This is a genomic window from Ancylomarina longa, assembly GCF_003996985.1.
Lineage (GTDB): Bacteria > Bacteroidota > Bacteroidia > Bacteroidales > Marinifilaceae > Ancylomarina_A > Ancylomarina_A longa.
Map to the genome: position 1 here is coordinate 61,460 of NZ_RJJX01000016.1, position 16,594 is coordinate 78,053.

Consider the following 16,594-nt stretch of genomic DNA (forward strand, 5'->3'; position numbering starts at 1 on the left):
CATTTTAAGATTAGACATAGTTTTATATCTTGCATAATAGAAGCTATCAATTTAAAAGCAAGTAGTGAAGAAAAAATTTGCACTAATATTTTTCTTGTTCCTAACAACTTTTGCTCAAGGTGAAAAACTCGAAATGAGCGGAATTTTTCTTGGGAAAAATCTCTACGTAATGAACCCATTTGCGGATTCAGGGATTGGCTATTGTGTATATGAAGTTACTATAAATGGGCAAACTACATCCGATGAAATCAACAGTAGTGCTTTTGAAATTGATTTAAATGCTTTTCATTTTGATTTGGGTGAAAAGATAAATATTGTACTTCGTTTCAAAAACGGGTGTCTGCCTAAAATAATTAATCCGGAAGTAATAGAGGCAAAAGCATCATTTGTACTACAAAGTGCCACGGTGAACAAAAAGGGCATTTTGGAATGGACTACAAGAGGAGAATTAGGTTCTCTACCGTATGAAATTCAGCAATTCAGATGGAACAAATGGATTACTGTTGGTATAGTAGAGGGGAAGGGTGCACCAACTATTAACAAATATCAGCTAAATGTTCGCCCACACACCGGCAAAAACACTTTCCGTTTAGCACAAACCGATTATACTGGAATACCTAAATATTCTTCTGAAATTCATTATCAATCCAAAGCAGCCAACATACATTTTGGTCCCTTAAAAGTTAAAGATGAACTGCTTTTCACCGATTCTACGCTTTATGAAATTTATGATAATTATGGGAATATTGTTTTTAAAGGTTTCAGCGATAAAATAAATCTAAAAGGTCTGCAATCAGGGTTGTATTACATTAATTACGACAATACGATGGGAAGTTTTCACAAGAAATAATTCCTAATTCTTAAACAAATCCAAAATACTTTCTCCTTTTTCCAAATTAAGATGATGTATTTTCATTCCTACCGATTGAGCAGCTTTAACATTTACCAATACATCATCTATAAATAAGGTTTCTGAGGCTTTCAGGCCTTCCATTTCCAGCACGGTGGTGTATATTTTTGTATCAGGCTTTCTCAATCCCATTTGATGTGAATAGTAGTCTTTTTCAAAAAAAGAAGAAAGTTGAACCCCATGAACATTTTTAATCTTACTTGTATAAGCTTCCCAATGAATCGCATTCGTATTACTCAGTAAAAATACACGATGATTTTTCCTCAAATGACTTAATAGATTTAATCGCTCCCAAGGCAAATCCAAAAGCATAGAATTCCAAGCTTCATCAATTTCTTGATCAGTAACTGTCCGGGAAATATATTTTCTTAATTCCGATCGAAATTGAGCCGGTGTAAGGAATCCTTTTTCCAACAAATCAAATAATCCATTGTGCTGGTATTCTTTTTTCACTAATTCGGTATCGGTTAAACCAATTTTTTTAAAACTATCCACAGCGCGTTGAGGATTGATATTCAGCAGTACACCCCCAAAATCAAAGATTAAATTAGGAATCGTATTATATTTTTGCATAAATTTTTGCTTTCATTTATTGAATTATTCAACACAAATATGTAATATTGCACTCCGAAAACAAAGATAAAGCGTTGTTTTTATTTTATAAGTTTTTCGAGGGCCTATAGCTCAGCTGGTTAGAGCACCTGACTCATAATCAGGGGGTCCATGGTTCAAGCCCATGTGGGCCCACCCCCAAAAAAACACTCAATCTGTTGATTGAGTGTTTTTTGCTTTTTGGAAATAAGCCCGATTCAAAATTAAGTAGTTTTGGATCAAATTAGAAGCTTGTTTTAACCATTCCAAGTAACAACAGCCAGCCTTTTCCTCCCATCCATTTTAATAGTTAATCCTTTACGAAACCGAACGTGACGTACTGCGCCATATTCAGCAATCAACTCTTGTCTTTCTAACAACTCATAATCAACCAATGAAGTATCAGAGTGATGAAAAATAGAGCAGTAACCAATATTCATGGAAGTGACATTATGGAAAAAATGCGAACCGGAAGAAGCTTCCAAGGGATAATCTTCAAGACTTGTTTCTACAATAAGCTTAGCGCTTGAAATATCATTCCATTTCACCGGAATACCAATCCAACGGTCTCGAGTACCCCATCTACCCGGGCCAATTAGTACATATCTTTTATTCTGGTATCTCATTTTCTCGTTGATAGTGGAAACAATAGATGCAACCTCTATTGTCATATCTTTTTGAAAAAGTTCCGGAACTACATAAATCACATCTACTACATCTTCAACCAAACCATTCCCCATACTTGTCTCGGAAACCATCATCAAACGATCTTTATCAACCTCATTCATATCCACGTGGTAGGAATCTATATTTCCAATCAGAGGTTTAATTTGCAGAAGATAGAAGGATGATTTCCCTGATTTATCTTTTTTCAAATCAACAGCAAATTCAATCTCAATTGGAGAACCCATGGCTTCTTTCACAATATCGAGAACCACTTCGATCGTTTTTGCCAATGGAATGTAATTGTACTTCAATATATTCGCAAAATTAACAATTCGCGGACCGACCGAATCTAATCCAGGATTGATTGTATCATTAATCGCATTATAAACAGAAGCACAATGCTTTAAATTACCATGCAATTCAGCTTCATCAATATCTAAACGAATAAGGCCTGCGGTTTCACCTTCCAGTAAATCAATATCCTGTTTATCCAGATCTACAGCATAAAATTCAACTTGTGAGTTCTTAAACTGATCTTTTGGCGTATTATTTTCGATGGTTGGAAAGACTGGAGAAAATCGAAATGCCTTTTCGCCATCAACAACATATTTACCCAATCCAACGGCAATAACTGCATATCCTTCATCTGGCTTCATATGACCAAAAGGATAATAATTATAAGATTGAGCGACTCCTGAGATATGTGGATAGAATGTTTTATCGTATTTGTTCCCAACAACTTCCTGTACAACCACAGCCATCTTCTCCTCCTCTATTTTATAGTTTGAAGCCTGAACATTAGCTCTGGACTCTTCGGAAAATATGGATGCATAAACCAATTTAACAGCATCGGTTACCTGTTTCACTCGTTTATTTAGATCAGGGTGATTATTGGGGAGCAAATAAGTTTGAAAAACACCGGCAACAGGCTGAAGAAGGGAATCTTCAAACAAACCCGAGGATCGAATTGCCAAAGGCTGATCAAAATTCATTAATAATATTCTGATTTTTTGAACAAGGCGCTGCGTAAGCTCCGAAGCCAAAAACATTTGCTGAATTTCCCTGTAATCCAACACATCTTTTGTACGATCAAGCAAATCATTTCTATCTAAGAAGGAAACATATTCATCAACTCCAATTACCGCTGTCATTGGAGCTTTGATATTAATATCCGCAACATATCTGCTTAAATCAAGATTAAAAAGTATGGAATTAATAAAAGCGAGTCCCCGACCTTTACCTCCCAGAGAGCCGGTAGATAAAGTGACAATATTATTCGAGTTGAATACTTGGTCGGAGTTAAACTCCACCACTTTTCCTTTATTCTTTTCGTTACGGTAATTCTGAATTACATTTATCAGATAGTCACGAACATCCTCTGCTGATTTAAAATCAGTAATATTATAGGGCGCAATCATTTTAGCCACCCTAATTTCACCTCGTGCCATCAGCCAAAGCGAGAAATGATTTTTTTTTGCATGATATAACAACGACTCTGCCGGGATATGATATAAGTATTCCTCAAACTCCTTTAGAGACTTGGCTGTTGCAATTTCATTGCCATCGGCATCTTTATAAATAAAATCACCAAATCCCAAAAACTGACGAATAAAAAGCCGAATATCGTGACGAAGTGTCTCCGAATTTTTATTGATAAAACTACATTTCAATTTAAAAGCGTAAGCAGCATTGCTTACATCCGCAGATTGCAATATTACCGGAAGATTAGGATATTCTGCTTTAATTTCCTGCACCAGGTTAATACCAGCATCCTCATTCAGAATTCCATCTTTTTTGAATTTCACATCCGAGATCAAACACAAAAGAAACTCCCGGTAGGAATAATAGATATTCATAGCCTCCTCATAATTCGAAGCCAATAAAATCTTAGGTCTTCCTCGTAGTCTTAGAATTTTATATTGCTCATCGGTACTCACATCTCTGATAATGCGCTGTGTTTGTGCTAAAACACTCTGGTAGAGGAGAGGCATGTATCTGGAATAATATTTAGCAGAATCCTCCACAAGTAGAATAACTCTGGAAAGACCTATTTTAGTATCATTCTCCACGTTAACCTTATCTTCCAAACTCTTTATCATGGCAAAAAACACCTGTGATTCTCCATTCCAAACAAATAGCTTATCTACACTTGTAAGCTCCGCCCTCTGTTCTTCAAACAAGGCAATATCGGCATCATTATTTAGGAGTAAGAAAATGGATATATACGGGAATATATTTTTGATTTTTTCACTTAGATTGATAGGAGTCTTCTTATCCACTCCAACCATTAAAATAATCATATCAAAGTGTTTACTGTGCAATTGTTCCATTGTCTCTTCGAGTGTAGAAACACCTGTCACCCGAGGCATTGAAGTCAAATTCAGCTGATGATATTCGCTGGAAATTTGCTCGGAAAATTTACCTTCCCTTTCAATACAATATGCATCATATAAATTCGCCACCAATAAAATCTCCTTTACCTTAAAAGGCATCAAGTCATGGTAAATATCCCTATCAGCATTATTTTTATTTAAGAAATTCTGTAAGAGTTTCCTGTTTGTTACCGGAACGTAAGGTCCAATAATTTCTTTCTTTACCGGATCTTTCTTTATGGTTTTAGTAAGTAAATCTTTACCCGTTTCGCTATTGATATATCCAACAATAATACTCGCAATATTTTCAATCAAATGTCTTTCCTCCTTAAGAAAAGGACCTTCATCCAGAGTTGGAAATTTCTTCATATAGCTCACCTCAATCCTTCCACTTCTGCCGTCAAAAGTCATAAACTCTTTTGTCATTGTCCATTGAGACAAACGAAATCCCGAGCTGAGATACTCTTCTCCACCAAATATTATCCTGGCTGCTGTAAATTCAGGATACTGCCAGGCCTTTGGAAGGATAAAACAAATTTGTTGCAGGGTATCCTCTATTGATTTCCCTTCTTTAATAATATTAGTAGTTTGATTAATTGCAGCCAATTCTTTTAATCTTTCGATATTTTCAGCAATTATCCTATTAATCTCGTGGGGTTTATCAAATTCTGATTTCATAAATATTGGGGTTCTTAAATAGATACAATAAAAATAAAGGCCTCAATTTGTTCTATCCGCTCCTATTTGTAGGCTCTTCTAAATTTAGAAAAATTAAACGAAACCTAACAGCTTGACCTTAAATGATTTCTTTCATACCTTTAATTCAGTGAGTTGTTCTCCAAAATACAACTCGCTAGAAACACCTATAAAAAATCATGTCTAACTTAAACAATTTTTTACCATGACTACCATGTTAAAAGCTCCTTCAAGTAAGGAATTTATGGACAAATTGATTAGTAGAACTCCAGGTGAAATTGAATTCCATCAGGCAGTTCATGAAGTAGTGGAATCTCTGCTTCCATTTTTGGAAGAAAATCCCAAGTACAAAACCGCTAAAATTCTGGAACGTATTTCTGAGCCAGAAAGAATCCTGATTTTTAGGGTTCCATGGGTGGATGATCGAGGGGAAATTCAAGTAAACCGTGGCTACAGAATTCAAATGAATAGCGCAATTGGTCCTTGCAAAGGGGGACTTCGTTTTCACCCAACCGTAAACCTTGGTATTCTTAAATTTTTGGCTTTTGAACAAGTATTTAAGAACAGTTTAACCACCTTACCAATGGGAGGTGGTAAAGGGGGATCCGATTTTGATCCAAAACAAAAATCAGATGGAGAGGTGATGCGATTCTGTCAAAGTTTTATGACCGAGTTGTGCAAACACATTGGTCCTAATACTGATGTTCCTGCTGGAGATATAGGTGTAGGCGGACGTGAAATTGGCTATTTATTTGGCCAGTACAAACGTTTAAGAAACGAATTCACGGGTGTTCTAACTGGTAAAGGTGCCGAATGGGGCGGAAGTTTGATTCGTCCGGAAGCTACCGGTTATGGAAATGTATATTTTGCCCAGGAAATGCTTGCAACTAAAGGAGATAGTTTAAAAGGCAAGACCGTTGTTGTTTCCGGTTCGGGGAATGTGGCTCAATTTACGGTTGAAAAAGTAACTGAATTAGGAGGTAAGGTTGTTACTTTATCCGATTCCTCTGGTTTCATTTACGATCCAGATGGTATCGATGAAGAAAAACTTGCCTATGTAATGCGATTAAAAAATGTGAAACGTGGTCGTATTGAAGAGTATGCAAAAAAATATAAAGTTGGATACTATCCAAATGAGAAACCTTGGGGTGTGAAATGCGATGTTGCCTTACCAAGTGCTACCCAAAACGAGATTGATGAGAAAGCAGCAAAAACATTAATCCAGAATGGATGTATTTGTGTATCCGAAGGAGCAAATATGCCATCCACACCAGGGGCCATTGAAATGTATCTTAATAATGAAATCCTTTTTGGACCAGGTAAAGCTGCAAATGCTGGTGGCGTTGCAGTTTCCGGATTAGAAATGTCGCAAAATGCGATGCGACTCAGCTGGACAAGGGAAGAAGTTGACAATCATTTGAAACGTATTATGAAGGATATTCATCAAACTTGTTTAAAATATGGAAAGACTTCTAATGGATTTGTTAATTATGTAAATGGTGCCAATATTGGTGGCTTTGTGAAAGTAGCTAATGCCATGTTAGCACAGGGCATTGTTTAAAACCAATCACACAATTTTTGGGTTGCTTCCTTTGGGAGCAACCTTTTTTGTGTTTTATATAAAATTATTATTGATTTTATTATCTTTATTGCTTTTCTAACCAAAACCTCTCCTATGAATCCTACAATCCCTAATCCAACTATAAAGAAAGGATGGCTACGTGCCCTATTAATTCTAATACCTTTTTTTATATTCATGGCTATTTTCCAAACTCTAGGTGTATTAATCTGGGACTTTATGTCCGAAACTAATCCTTTGGAAATATTTCAAAACCAAAGTATTAATTCGGATTTTGGTTTTTTAATTATAGAGACTTTTACAACTCTAGGAACAATTTTAATTGTTTGGATTTTTACCCGGTTCATCGATCGCGAAAAAATGATTAAGCTTGGTTTTTCGATTAAAAAACAAAAGAAGAATATTCTTCTGGGATTACTTACAGGATTTCTATTGATGTTTATTGGAACCTTATTCCTACTAGCAAACAAAAATCTGGTGATTGATAATATTGAATTTCATTCACTATCCTTTCTGGTGTCTATTTTGCTTTTTTTATTAGTAGCCCTAAACGAAGAAATAATCGTAAGAGGTTATATTCTGCGTAATTTCATGTATTCTATGAACAGATATTTGGCTCTAGTACTTTCCTCCTTAGTATTCATGTCATTGCACCTTTTCAATCCAAATATATCCTTTGTGGGTTTACTCAATATATTCCTTGCCGGATTACTTTTGGGAATCACCTACATTTTCACAAAAAACCTTTGGTTTCCGATTGCTTTGCATTTCAGCTGGAACTTTTTTCAAGGCCCGATTTTTGGATACGAGGTAAGTGGAACTACTACTTCCTCACTCATTTCTCAAACTATCAGTGGAAATGAAATTCTTACCGGCGGAAAATTTGGGATGGAAGGATCTATTCTTGCAAGCTTACTATGTAGCATTGCCATTTTTATTTTTTGGTGGATTTATAAAAAAAAGGACATTATTTCTGTCCAGGATCTGCAAAGTCGGCAATAAAAAAAACAGGAAACAGAATTCTGACCAAACTCTTGATCCGTTAAAATTAACCTATTAAATTTATACTGTTTATTCAATCAAATCACGAAACAATGAAATTCAAAAGTAAGAATCTAGGCACACTATTATTATTGGTTTTAATATCTATTTCCTCTTATGCCGTACAAAACGACAATGGCGAAGAGTATGCAAAAGATGTATTGCATTTATTTGAAATTAATGGCTCACAGGCCAGTTACAAACAAACTGTACAAGCAATTATCCTTCATTTTAAAAGCCAGGATTCCAATGTTCCTAATGAATATTGGCAAAAAGCTGAATTCGAATTTTTGAATACTTCTATCGATCAGCTAGTAAAAATGCTGATTCCCATTTATCAGAAAAACTTAAGTCATGATGATATTTTAGCAATGATTAAATTTTACGAATCGGATGCTGGAAAAAGAATTGCTAATAAAATACCGACTATCACTACAGAGAGTATGCAAGCTGGAATGATCTGGGGAGAAAGCATAGGCAAGAAAATAAAAGCGGATATCGAAAATAAAGGATATAAAATCAGGCTGCCATTTATTCCTGCTGAGTAAGTGTTAAAAATACCTTATCAAACAAAATAAGCTCCGGTTTATTTAAACCGATACGACACTTACGAAATAGAATCCTACTTTAAATTATTTTCTCGTTTTAAAAAAAGTCTAAACATTATTTTCAATTGAAATTTAATGAATCGGTAAGCTTATCCATCCCTTTAAATCCAACACCTATATTTTCAAACAATAAATATATTTCAATTATTTAAACCTGAATAAAATCATTTCCTAAGCTATTAATAATTTGTACTTTTTGGAGTTATTAAAAATGAACCCAAATGAGTAGTAAATTCGACCCACAAAAAAATTATCAGCAAACTAAAAAGCAAGTTGGATATATGGAGCGCCAACAAACAGCTCCCGAGGATTACCGCCGAATTGGCTTTATGTCTGGACTGGAAGTACATCAACAATTGGATACCAAAGAAAAACTTTTTTGTCATTGCCCTAGTGGTGTTTTTCATCGGAATGAAGCATACAATGCTGAAGTAATTCGCCATATGCGCCCTGCCATGAGCGAACTTGGCGGCTATGATGGGACTGCATTAATGGAATTTAAAACCCGAAAGAATATTATATATCACATCAATAACGAAACCGCTTGTACCTATGAAGTAGATGACACTCCACCTTTTAAAATTAATCCAGAAGCTCTTGGCCATGCACTAAAAATATCCTTACTGTGTAATCTTAATATTGTTGGTGAAGTTCATATCACCCGAAAACAATATTTAGATGGCAGTATTCCAACAGGTTTTCAGCGCACAGCTATCTTAGGGGTAAACGGCCACATTCAGTTAAGTAATAAAAAGGTAAATTTAATACAACTAAGTATTGAAGAAGACTCTTGTCGTGAGATTGCTGATATAGCACACAACCGATGGTATAAAACAGATCGATTAGGAATGCCATTGATAGAGACGGTTACTGCTCCGGAGCTTATGACTCCCAATGAATTAAAGGAAGCAGCAGAATATATTCGTTATTTAAACAGAAGTACAGGTTTGGTTCGAACTGGAATGGGTGCCGGTCGCGAGGACGTGAATGTAAGCTGCAAGGGAGGTTCCAGAGTGGAAATAAAGGGGGTTGCTCACAATAAATGGATACCTGAATTATCGCACAACGAGGTATTCCGGCAATGGGCTTTATTGCATATTCGACAGTTACTGAAGGAGCGTTTCCAAAAAGAAGAGTGGAAAATGCAATTTCAGCAATTAGATTTGCTAGAATATCATTTCAGCTATCAACCACTTTTGGATTGTAGAAAAAAAGAACATCAAATCGTTGCCATAAACTTACCAGGTTGTAAAGGAATCTTATCTCATTTTACCCAGCCCGGACAAATGTTTGCCGATGAAATATCGCAGCGCTTAAAAGTAATCGCTTGTATTGAATTGCCAAATCTCCTTCATTCCGAACAGTTCGAAAATATCGTTTCTAAAAATGATTTTGATAAAATTCGCAGTAAATTCAAAGCTAGCGAAACAGATGCTCAATTCATTATTTGGGGTGCAGTCAACGACATTCAAACGGCAATTGAGATTATAGAAGAACGATTTAAAATGATATTTGATGGTGTTCCGAATGAAACCCGAAAATCTTTAGCGAATGGAACTACTATTTTTGAAAGAGTATTACCTGGTGCAGATAGAATGTATCCGGATACCGATTCTGCCCCAATCCCTTTATCGGATGAATATATCAATACGCTTCAAGCTAATTTGCCCGAAGAAACTTATAAACGAATAAGCTTATTAAAAGAATGGGAAACTCCCATAGATTCTCACACCTTTATTTTGAGTAAAAATCTATTTCCTGTCATTCAAGAAATTATTGAACGATTTCAATATAATCCAAAACGAATATCAACAATTTTTGGACATACCTATAAGCACATTGTTGGACAATATAAAGTGAGATCGGAATTCAATTACCGAAAATTAATTGCCCTTTTCCATTTTATACACGAACAGGAATTACATCCGAATATTGCCCCCTACTTATTACCGATTCTATATCAACATCCAAGTATGGATTTTGCTTCTATGCTTACCAGTCTGAAATTTAAAAAAAGAAGTATGACTGAATTAATTGCTCCAATTGATTTCCTGATTGAGAAGTTCCGGGAAATTAGAAAAACAGATGATCCTAAGGATGCGGCTAATTGGATCATGGGACAGTTACATCATCAGGCAATTGGCAATATCGAGTTAAGTGATTTAAGAAAAAATGTTGATAAACGTGTATTATAATGAAAGATCTATTTCAAGGTTATAAGGGAAAAGCATTGGAAACGCTTAAAAAATATAATGTTAGAGTTTGGGGAAAAGCAAATATTAAAACAACAAGAGGAACTTTTAATGGAACCATCTTACCAAGATCGGAGAATGATGATGATCAACACATTGTATTAAAGATAGAAACGGGATATAATATTGGTATTAACGTAGGTACCATTTCCGATATGAAGGAAACTGGTTATAAAAAAGCGAACTATAAGGTTCCGGAAAAAGAATTCCCCTATACCGAAGGACAACCGCAGGTGAAATTATTTGGTACTGGCGGAACTATAGCTTCCCGTTTGGATTATAGAACAGGAGCTGTAATTCCAGCCTTCTCTCCGGGAGAATTATATGGTTCGGTGCCAGAATTAGCAGATATTTGTAATCTGAGCACAGAAAAAGTATTTGCTGTTTTTAGTGAAAACATGGGACCAAAACAATATATCGCACTTGCAATCGCTATTGGCAAAGAAATAGAGAATGGAATTGATGGTATTATTATAGCTCATGGAACGGATACATTACATCACACAGCAGCAGCACTTACTTACATGGTTCAAAATCCACCAGTGCCTATTGTTTTAGTTGGCTCACAACGTTCTTCTGATCGTCCCTCCTCCGATGCTGCTTTAAATTTAATGCATTCAGCTGTAGCAGCAGGTCACGGGGATATTGCAGAAGTAATGGTTTGCATGTTTGGTCCCACTTCTGATGAATATGGCTTTTTACATCGGGGAACCCGGGTTCGGAAAATGCATTCCAGTTATCGTTCCACTTTTAGAACTTTGGGAGATACTCCAATCGCTACTGTTACTCAAAAGGGAGTGAAACCAATCAAAAAGGTCTATAACCATCGTAGAAAAGACAGAAATGTAAAAATCCTACCCTACTTTGAAGAAAAAGTAAGCATCCTTTACTATTATCCTAATATGCAACCAGATATTATTGATGCTTTAGTAGCCTGCGGATACAAAGGAATTATTATAGCAGGTACTGGTCTTGGCCATGTAAACAAACCAGTATATCCGGCACTTAAAAAAGCAATTGAAAAAGGAGTACACATTTTTATGACCGTTCAAACCCTTTGGGGATATGTAAATATGTTCGTTTACGACACCGGTCGTGATTTAATGGCGTTAGGGGTTGTTCCTCTCGATAATATGTTACCAGAAGCAGCCTATATTAAATTAGGTTGGACATTAGGACAAACCAATGATAGGCAGAAAGTAATTGAAATCATGCAAACATCAATTAATGATGAAATCACAAAACGAGAGCCATACAATGGTTACTTGGTATATCAGGGAGGTGTTCCGGAAGTAGAACAATTCGTGAAAAACTTCAGAAAATAAAGTAAGTTCCATATAATTTCCAGAATTTTTTTGAAGAAAAGTTTATTCATTTTTTACTAATCTCTGGCAACTTTATTTCTATTTTTGAGTAAGAAATGAAAAAGCAACTCATGAATATTTTGGAAACTATATTTAATTTAGAACAGTTTAAGAAAGCTTTAGGGGAGGAATTAAACAAGGGACTTCCTGGATTTGAAGCACAAAAAAAAATGTCTCCCTCCTTAAGAGAATATGCCCTAAAAATTTCAGATCCGAAACTAGCTCGCGATAGTAGTGTACTTCTTTTATTCTATCCTAAAAACGGGCAATTGTATATTCCTGTTATCAAACGAACCAGCGGGAACACGAATCATAGTGGACAAATTAGTTTACCAGGTGGTAAATACGAAGAAACCGATTCCAATAGAATAGCAACAGCAATTAGAGAAACGAACGAAGAATTAGGTATTGATTGTAAGAAAATAAAAATTCTGGGGTATCTAACAGAACTTTACATTCCTGTGAGCAATTTTATGGTTCTACCAGTACTGGGATACTGTGAAGATTTACCTGTATTTAAACAGAATGCATTTGAAGTTGAAGAAATAATTGAAATGCCCGTAAAAGAACTTTTCTCGCCGAAAAATAAGGCTGAATTTAGTTTTGTGAAAAACAACATAACCATTCATGCTCCTTATTTTAAGGCAAATGGACACAAGATTTGGGGAGCCACAGCAATGATTCTCGAAGAACTTAGAGACCTATTCTTAAGAGCCAATCTGATTCAATAGAACAATATTCTGATAGTGCTGATATCTATCCAATATTTTTCTCACATACTGATATGGTTCCCTACCTCTGCAATATCCATACTTAACAACTGGATCGTTAAAAAACTCAGGTTTTGATTTATTCAAGAGATAATAGTCAACACTTCCTGTCCACTTATCAGGATTCTGTCCATTTTTCTCTGCCAATCTCCTGGCATCTAGAATATGTCCCAAACCAACATTATAAGCAGCAAGTAAAAATTTCAATTCATCCGTTTTATCCGACAATGTTCCATCCAGCTTACCTTCCAAGTATTTTAAATATCTAACACCTGCTTCCACATTTTCATTAGGCGAGGATAAGGTATCTACATCGTATCTGTAAGCCGTTTCAGGCATCAATTGCATTAAACCATAGGCTCCCACCCAAGAGCGAGCTTTGGGATTAAAATGTGATTCCTGATAAACCAAAGCAGCTAAAAGTCGCCAATCCCAACCAATTATTTGTGATTTCTCTTTTAACAATTTGTCATACTCCGATATTTTACCACTTTTTAAAGTAAAATATTTGCTTTGTAAACGCTCCTCTATTCTATTACTCTTAAAATATCTCCGATAAATTCTTTTATATTCCTTCGATTTCTGGAAATCTATTAACCACATATTTATATCACGAGTTAAATTATCAGCACCTTTACGAAGAGCCCAAGCTAAATTTTGAGTAAAACTTATTCGTGTATTAATATCAAGATTAGGATAATAGTTTTGATTGACCAAAGCAACATTTTCATCTGCAATAGTATAATCAATTTCACCCGTTGCTACTTCTGAAATCAACTCCTCCGCCTCAATATGATCTAAAGATTTCACATCAATCTCAAGGTTCATCTCTTTAGAAAGATTCAGTAATCTTTGCTCAAAAGAGGATCCTTTTGACACATATATAGTTCTTCCTCTTAAATCCCGTTTATTACTTAAATAATTAGAGGAATCCAGACTTTGTTCACGCTGAACAATTACCTGCCGTGATTTGCTGTGTGGAACAGTAAAATTAAACTTCTCCAATCTATCCGGAGTTACCGCCAGATTCATACCTAATAAGTCCACTTTGCCGTTCTCTAATTCCTTAAAGGACGATGCTAAATCATGATTAACTTTCAATTCCAATTTCACATCTAAATGCTTAGCTAAGGCTTGCAGCATATCATATTGATATCCCATGGTACGACCTTTATAGATAAAGTAGTTTGTAGAATTATAATCCGTAATCACACGAAGCTTACCACGCATTTTCACGTGCTTTAATTCCACAACAGGTTGTTTCTTCATCCGTAAATCCACCAACTTTCGATGCTGGCTACAGGTTTGAAGAAACACCATGAAAATCAATGGTATTAATAATTTTATATATTTTATTCTAGACATAAATTTCCCTTTCTAATTATTAAATTAGAAAAAAACAGGTCACGAACCAAGTTAATTTTGACCCTTTAACTCAGTTTCTTTTAAGAATTCTTAGTTGTAAAAAGTCCAGATTAATCCAATTTTAAGCATCGATGGATTAATAGGATAGTGAAGAGAGTTGAAATAATTTTTGCTACCAAAAGATGCATTCGCATGCTCATACATGACAAAAAAACGAGTACGTTTAATTCTAAAATTGAAGTACAAATCAATTTTCGGATAATCCCCTAGCTGCTTTTCACGCTGCAAAAAGAACTGTCCGGTCGAAGGCATGTAATCTGAAGCATAAAAAGAGGTATTGTAACGAACAGCAAATCCGGTTTGCAATCCCAAAGCTCCGCCAAAAAAGGTGTTCTGATAAAAATTATTGCTATATATAGATAAATCGGGTAAAGGTAAGATATAATCATCCGAACTATTTTGACCAACAATCTTTTGGTTTAGATGAAAGTGTCCCAAGGTGAAATTTTTCTCAATATATCCTGTAAGAACTGAAATACCCTTTCCTGCTTGTTGAGGTATCGCATTTAGATCAAAGTAAGTATAATTATGAATTTGATTAAATTGAGCTCCTATTTTAAAGTGATGAGCCTTATTGAAATATTCTATTTTAGCAGTTAATTCCGTTATCTTATCTAAATTTTGATTCCACTGTTGATGATTACCATAGAATTCATTTAGCAGGTAATTTGGCCTGCGAGAATCTAATACACCTCTAACCGAAACTCCATGCTCCTTCTCTTTTTCTCCAATCCATTTGGTTAACTGATACGATAAATGAAAGTCATTTTGTTTGTATCCCTCGAAACCATATCTTCCTTCAGCTTTCCAATTCAACGAATTTCCACTTAGACTATACAAGTTTGCGATGACCTCATTACTGTGTATTGGTTCATCTACTTGTTGTAAAGAGTATTCATTAGTAAATCGTCTTAAATTATATTTGCTAATAGTATTTAAAATTCCAAATCTAGCTCCCAATCTTATCCACTTGTTATCATTCTCATTAAAAACAAGCTGCAGACTATTCTTTATTTTTGACTGTTCTACCTTATCGAAACTTGAGTTATCATCGTATAAATTACTTGAATAGAAATTATCATTTAAAATATTCTCAACAAATTTCCAACTATTATTCTCATAGCTCATATTATACACCATATTAAGTGCATAAGAATAAGTAGTGTCCTGATCATTTACTATTTCTCGTTCTTTCCCAACACCATAAGAATGATTCATAAAAAAATTGAAATTTGTAAGACTATTTTTAGTCTCCTCTAAATTCACCTGAATATTCTCTGGTGCATCATTTGTTTGGGTTAGTAAAGAGTCTCCAACCAATCCACCATTCTCATTTACATTGATATGATTGGTATTGATTACGAAATAAACCTCATAATTTCTATTCCTATAATTAGAGTGAATGGTAAAATCATATAATTTGGTCTTTTGATGCTGATACTGACCATCACTTGAAATCAGATTATACTCTACACCAAAATTCCAATTTGGTTTTATATTTTGAGTATGAAGAACCTTTAATAAGTTTTCTGAGCGACCTTTCGGCCCTCCAAAATCATAAATTAATCTTGTGTACGGAGTTGTAGTATTAAAATAGGTAATATTTTCGGGTTTCGATAAATACGTTCTATATGCATTAAAAAATATAAAGCCATCATCAACAGGACGATCCATATAAACATTACTCTGATACGCGGATCCCAAATTACCAAGATAAGAGTTCGAAATACTTTGTTGATAAATAGGGTTATAATTCTGCTGATCACCAAGTACTGTATCCAGATAAACAGTTTTTCTTTTTATTCCCAGATCAATTAATTTCCAAGATCTAATTACAGATTTAACTTCGCTATATCCTAGACTATCCAATTGCTTAGAATCATCCAGTTGATTTCTTCCAGATGCAAAAGCACCGCCAGGAATCTCTTGGGCTATAACCAGACCTTTAAAAGTCAGAATAATACTTAGTAATATGAAAATTTGTTTCATAGCCTACAAAGATATACAAACTCCTAAAAAGAGAAATAAATCAATTAGAAATAAAGGTTAAAAATATTTAAGATATAAAGTATAGAGAGGTAAAAGGTATAAAGTGGAATGAAGTAATACCTTGATTAAGGAAAAAGGAAGTATAGTTCTAAAAAAATATTCTAATAGATATAGATGGTAAATAAAAAAGAGTCTCATTCCATAAGGAATAAGACTCTTTTAAAGGTTGGCATCGACCTACTCTCCCACATCTCTGCAGTACCATCGGCGCTAACGGGCTTAACTTCTCTGTTCGGGAAGGGAAGAGGTGGAACCCCGTCGCTATAAACAC

At 35.0% G+C, this 16,594-nt stretch carries 11 protein-coding genes, 1 tRNA gene and 1 rRNA gene; 8 read left to right on the forward strand and 5 right to left on the reverse strand.

Annotated features, from left to right (window positions below; all coding sequences use genetic code 11):
* Window positions 1-64: 64 nt before the first annotated feature.
* On the forward strand, window positions 65-850 hold the full coding sequence (locus DLK05_RS11645; RefSeq protein ID WP_127344179.1) for a T9SS type A sorting domain-containing protein: 786 nt from the start codon (window positions 65-67) through the stop codon (window positions 848-850).
* A 3-nt stretch (window positions 851-853) separates the two neighbouring features.
* Here the strand turns inward: DLK05_RS11645 and DLK05_RS11650 are convergent, their stop codons facing one another.
* Window positions 854-1,483 (reverse strand): HAD family hydrolase, encoded by a 630-nt coding sequence (locus DLK05_RS11650; protein ID WP_127344180.1) that lies wholly within the window; start codon window positions 1,481-1,483, stop codon window positions 854-856.
* Window positions 1,484-1,583: 100 nt separating this feature from the next.
* Between DLK05_RS11650 and DLK05_RS11655 the strand changes: the two genes are divergently transcribed.
* Window positions 1,584-1,657, forward strand: a tRNA-Ile gene (locus DLK05_RS11655).
* A gap of 101 nt (window positions 1,658-1,758) precedes the next feature.
* Here the strand turns inward: DLK05_RS11655 and DLK05_RS11660 are convergent.
* The gene (locus tag DLK05_RS11660) at window positions 1,759-5,217 is read right to left on the reverse strand and encodes a DUF5752 family protein (RefSeq protein ID WP_235831994.1); all 3,459 of its coding nucleotides are present in this window, start codon (window positions 5,215-5,217) and stop codon (window positions 1,759-1,761) included.
* 223 nt (window positions 5,218-5,440) lie between these two features.
* Here DLK05_RS11660 and gdhA point away from each other — a divergent pair, with 223 nt between their 5' ends.
* The 6 genes from gdhA to DLK05_RS11690 all read left to right on the forward strand — a co-directional run bounded on the left by gdhA (window position 5,441) and on the right by DLK05_RS11690 (window position 12,810).
* Window positions 5,441-6,796 (forward strand): NADP-specific glutamate dehydrogenase, encoded by a 1,356-nt coding sequence (gene gdhA / locus DLK05_RS11665; RefSeq protein WP_209319850.1) that lies wholly within the window; start codon window positions 5,441-5,443, stop codon window positions 6,794-6,796.
* A gap of 114 nt (window positions 6,797-6,910) precedes the next feature.
* Entirely contained in the window at window positions 6,911-7,816 is a 906-nt protein-coding gene (locus DLK05_RS11670) for a CPBP family intramembrane glutamic endopeptidase (RefSeq protein WP_127344181.1), read from the forward strand.
* Between the two features lie 92 nt (window positions 7,817-7,908).
* Window positions 7,909-8,403, forward strand: coding sequence for a DUF2059 domain-containing protein (locus tag DLK05_RS11675; protein WP_127344182.1), 495 nt, complete (start codon window positions 7,909-7,911; stop codon window positions 8,401-8,403).
* Between the two features lie 281 nt (window positions 8,404-8,684).
* Window positions 8,685-10,658, forward strand: a complete 1,974-nt coding sequence (gene gatE, locus DLK05_RS11680) for a Glu-tRNA(Gln) amidotransferase subunit GatE (protein ID WP_127344183.1) — start codon at window positions 8,685-8,687, stop codon at window positions 10,656-10,658.
* Window positions 10,658-12,040, forward strand: coding sequence for a Glu-tRNA(Gln) amidotransferase subunit GatD (gene gatD, locus DLK05_RS11685; RefSeq protein WP_127344184.1), 1,383 nt, complete (start codon window positions 10,658-10,660; stop codon window positions 12,038-12,040). Before gatE ends, gatD begins: the two co-directional genes overlap by 1 nt.
* Before the next feature lie 110 nt (window positions 12,041-12,150).
* Window positions 12,151-12,810: an NUDIX hydrolase gene (locus tag DLK05_RS11690; protein WP_209319851.1), complete on the forward strand. Its 660-nt coding sequence runs from the start codon at window positions 12,151-12,153 to the stop codon at window positions 12,808-12,810.
* Here DLK05_RS11690 and DLK05_RS11695 read toward each other — a convergent pair.
* From DLK05_RS11695 to rrf, 3 genes are all read right to left on the reverse strand, one after another.
* A complete protein-coding gene (locus tag DLK05_RS11695) occupies window positions 12,787-14,214 on the reverse strand; it encodes an MltF family protein (RefSeq protein WP_127344186.1) in 1,428 nt (475 codons plus the stop codon). The two genes, DLK05_RS11690 and DLK05_RS11695, sit on opposite strands and share 24 nt — an antisense overlap.
* Before the next feature lie 90 nt (window positions 14,215-14,304).
* Window positions 14,305-16,263: a putative porin gene (locus tag DLK05_RS11700; RefSeq protein ID WP_127344187.1), complete on the reverse strand. Its 1,959-nt coding sequence runs from the start codon at window positions 16,261-16,263 to the stop codon at window positions 14,305-14,307.
* Window positions 16,264-16,487: 224 nt separating this feature from the next.
* Window positions 16,488-16,594: ribosomal RNA gene (gene rrf / locus DLK05_RS11705) — 5S ribosomal RNA — on the reverse strand; the annotation flags it as partial.

Coding starts and splice junctions, on each gene's coding strand:
- gatE (WP_127344183.1), top strand. CDS start 8,685: ATGAGTAGTAAATTCGACCCACAAAAAAATTATCAGCAAACTAAAAAG.
- DLK05_RS11675 (WP_127344182.1), top strand. CDS start 7,909: ATGAAATTCAAAAGTAAGAATCTAGGCACACTATTATTATTGGTTTTA.
- DLK05_RS11695 (WP_127344186.1), bottom strand. CDS start 14,214: ATGTCTAGAATAAAATATATAAAATTATTAATACCATTGATTTTCATG.
- DLK05_RS11650 (WP_127344180.1), bottom strand. CDS start 1,483: ATGCAAAAATATAATACGATTCCTAATTTAATCTTTGATTTTGGGGGT.
- gdhA (WP_209319850.1), top strand. CDS start 5,441: ATGACTACCATGTTAAAAGCTCCTTCAAGTAAGGAATTTATGGACAAA.
- DLK05_RS11690 (WP_209319851.1), top strand. CDS start 12,151: ATGAATATTTTGGAAACTATATTTAATTTAGAACAGTTTAAGAAAGCT.
- DLK05_RS11670 (WP_127344181.1), top strand. CDS start 6,911: ATGAATCCTACAATCCCTAATCCAACTATAAAGAAAGGATGGCTACGT.
- DLK05_RS11660 (WP_235831994.1), bottom strand. CDS start 5,217: ATGAAATCAGAATTTGATAAACCCCACGAGATTAATAGGATAATTGCT.
- gatD (WP_127344184.1), top strand. CDS start 10,658: ATGAAAGATCTATTTCAAGGTTATAAGGGAAAAGCATTGGAAACGCTT.
- DLK05_RS11700 (WP_127344187.1), bottom strand. CDS start 16,263: ATGAAACAAATTTTCATATTACTAAGTATTATTCTGACTTTTAAAGGT.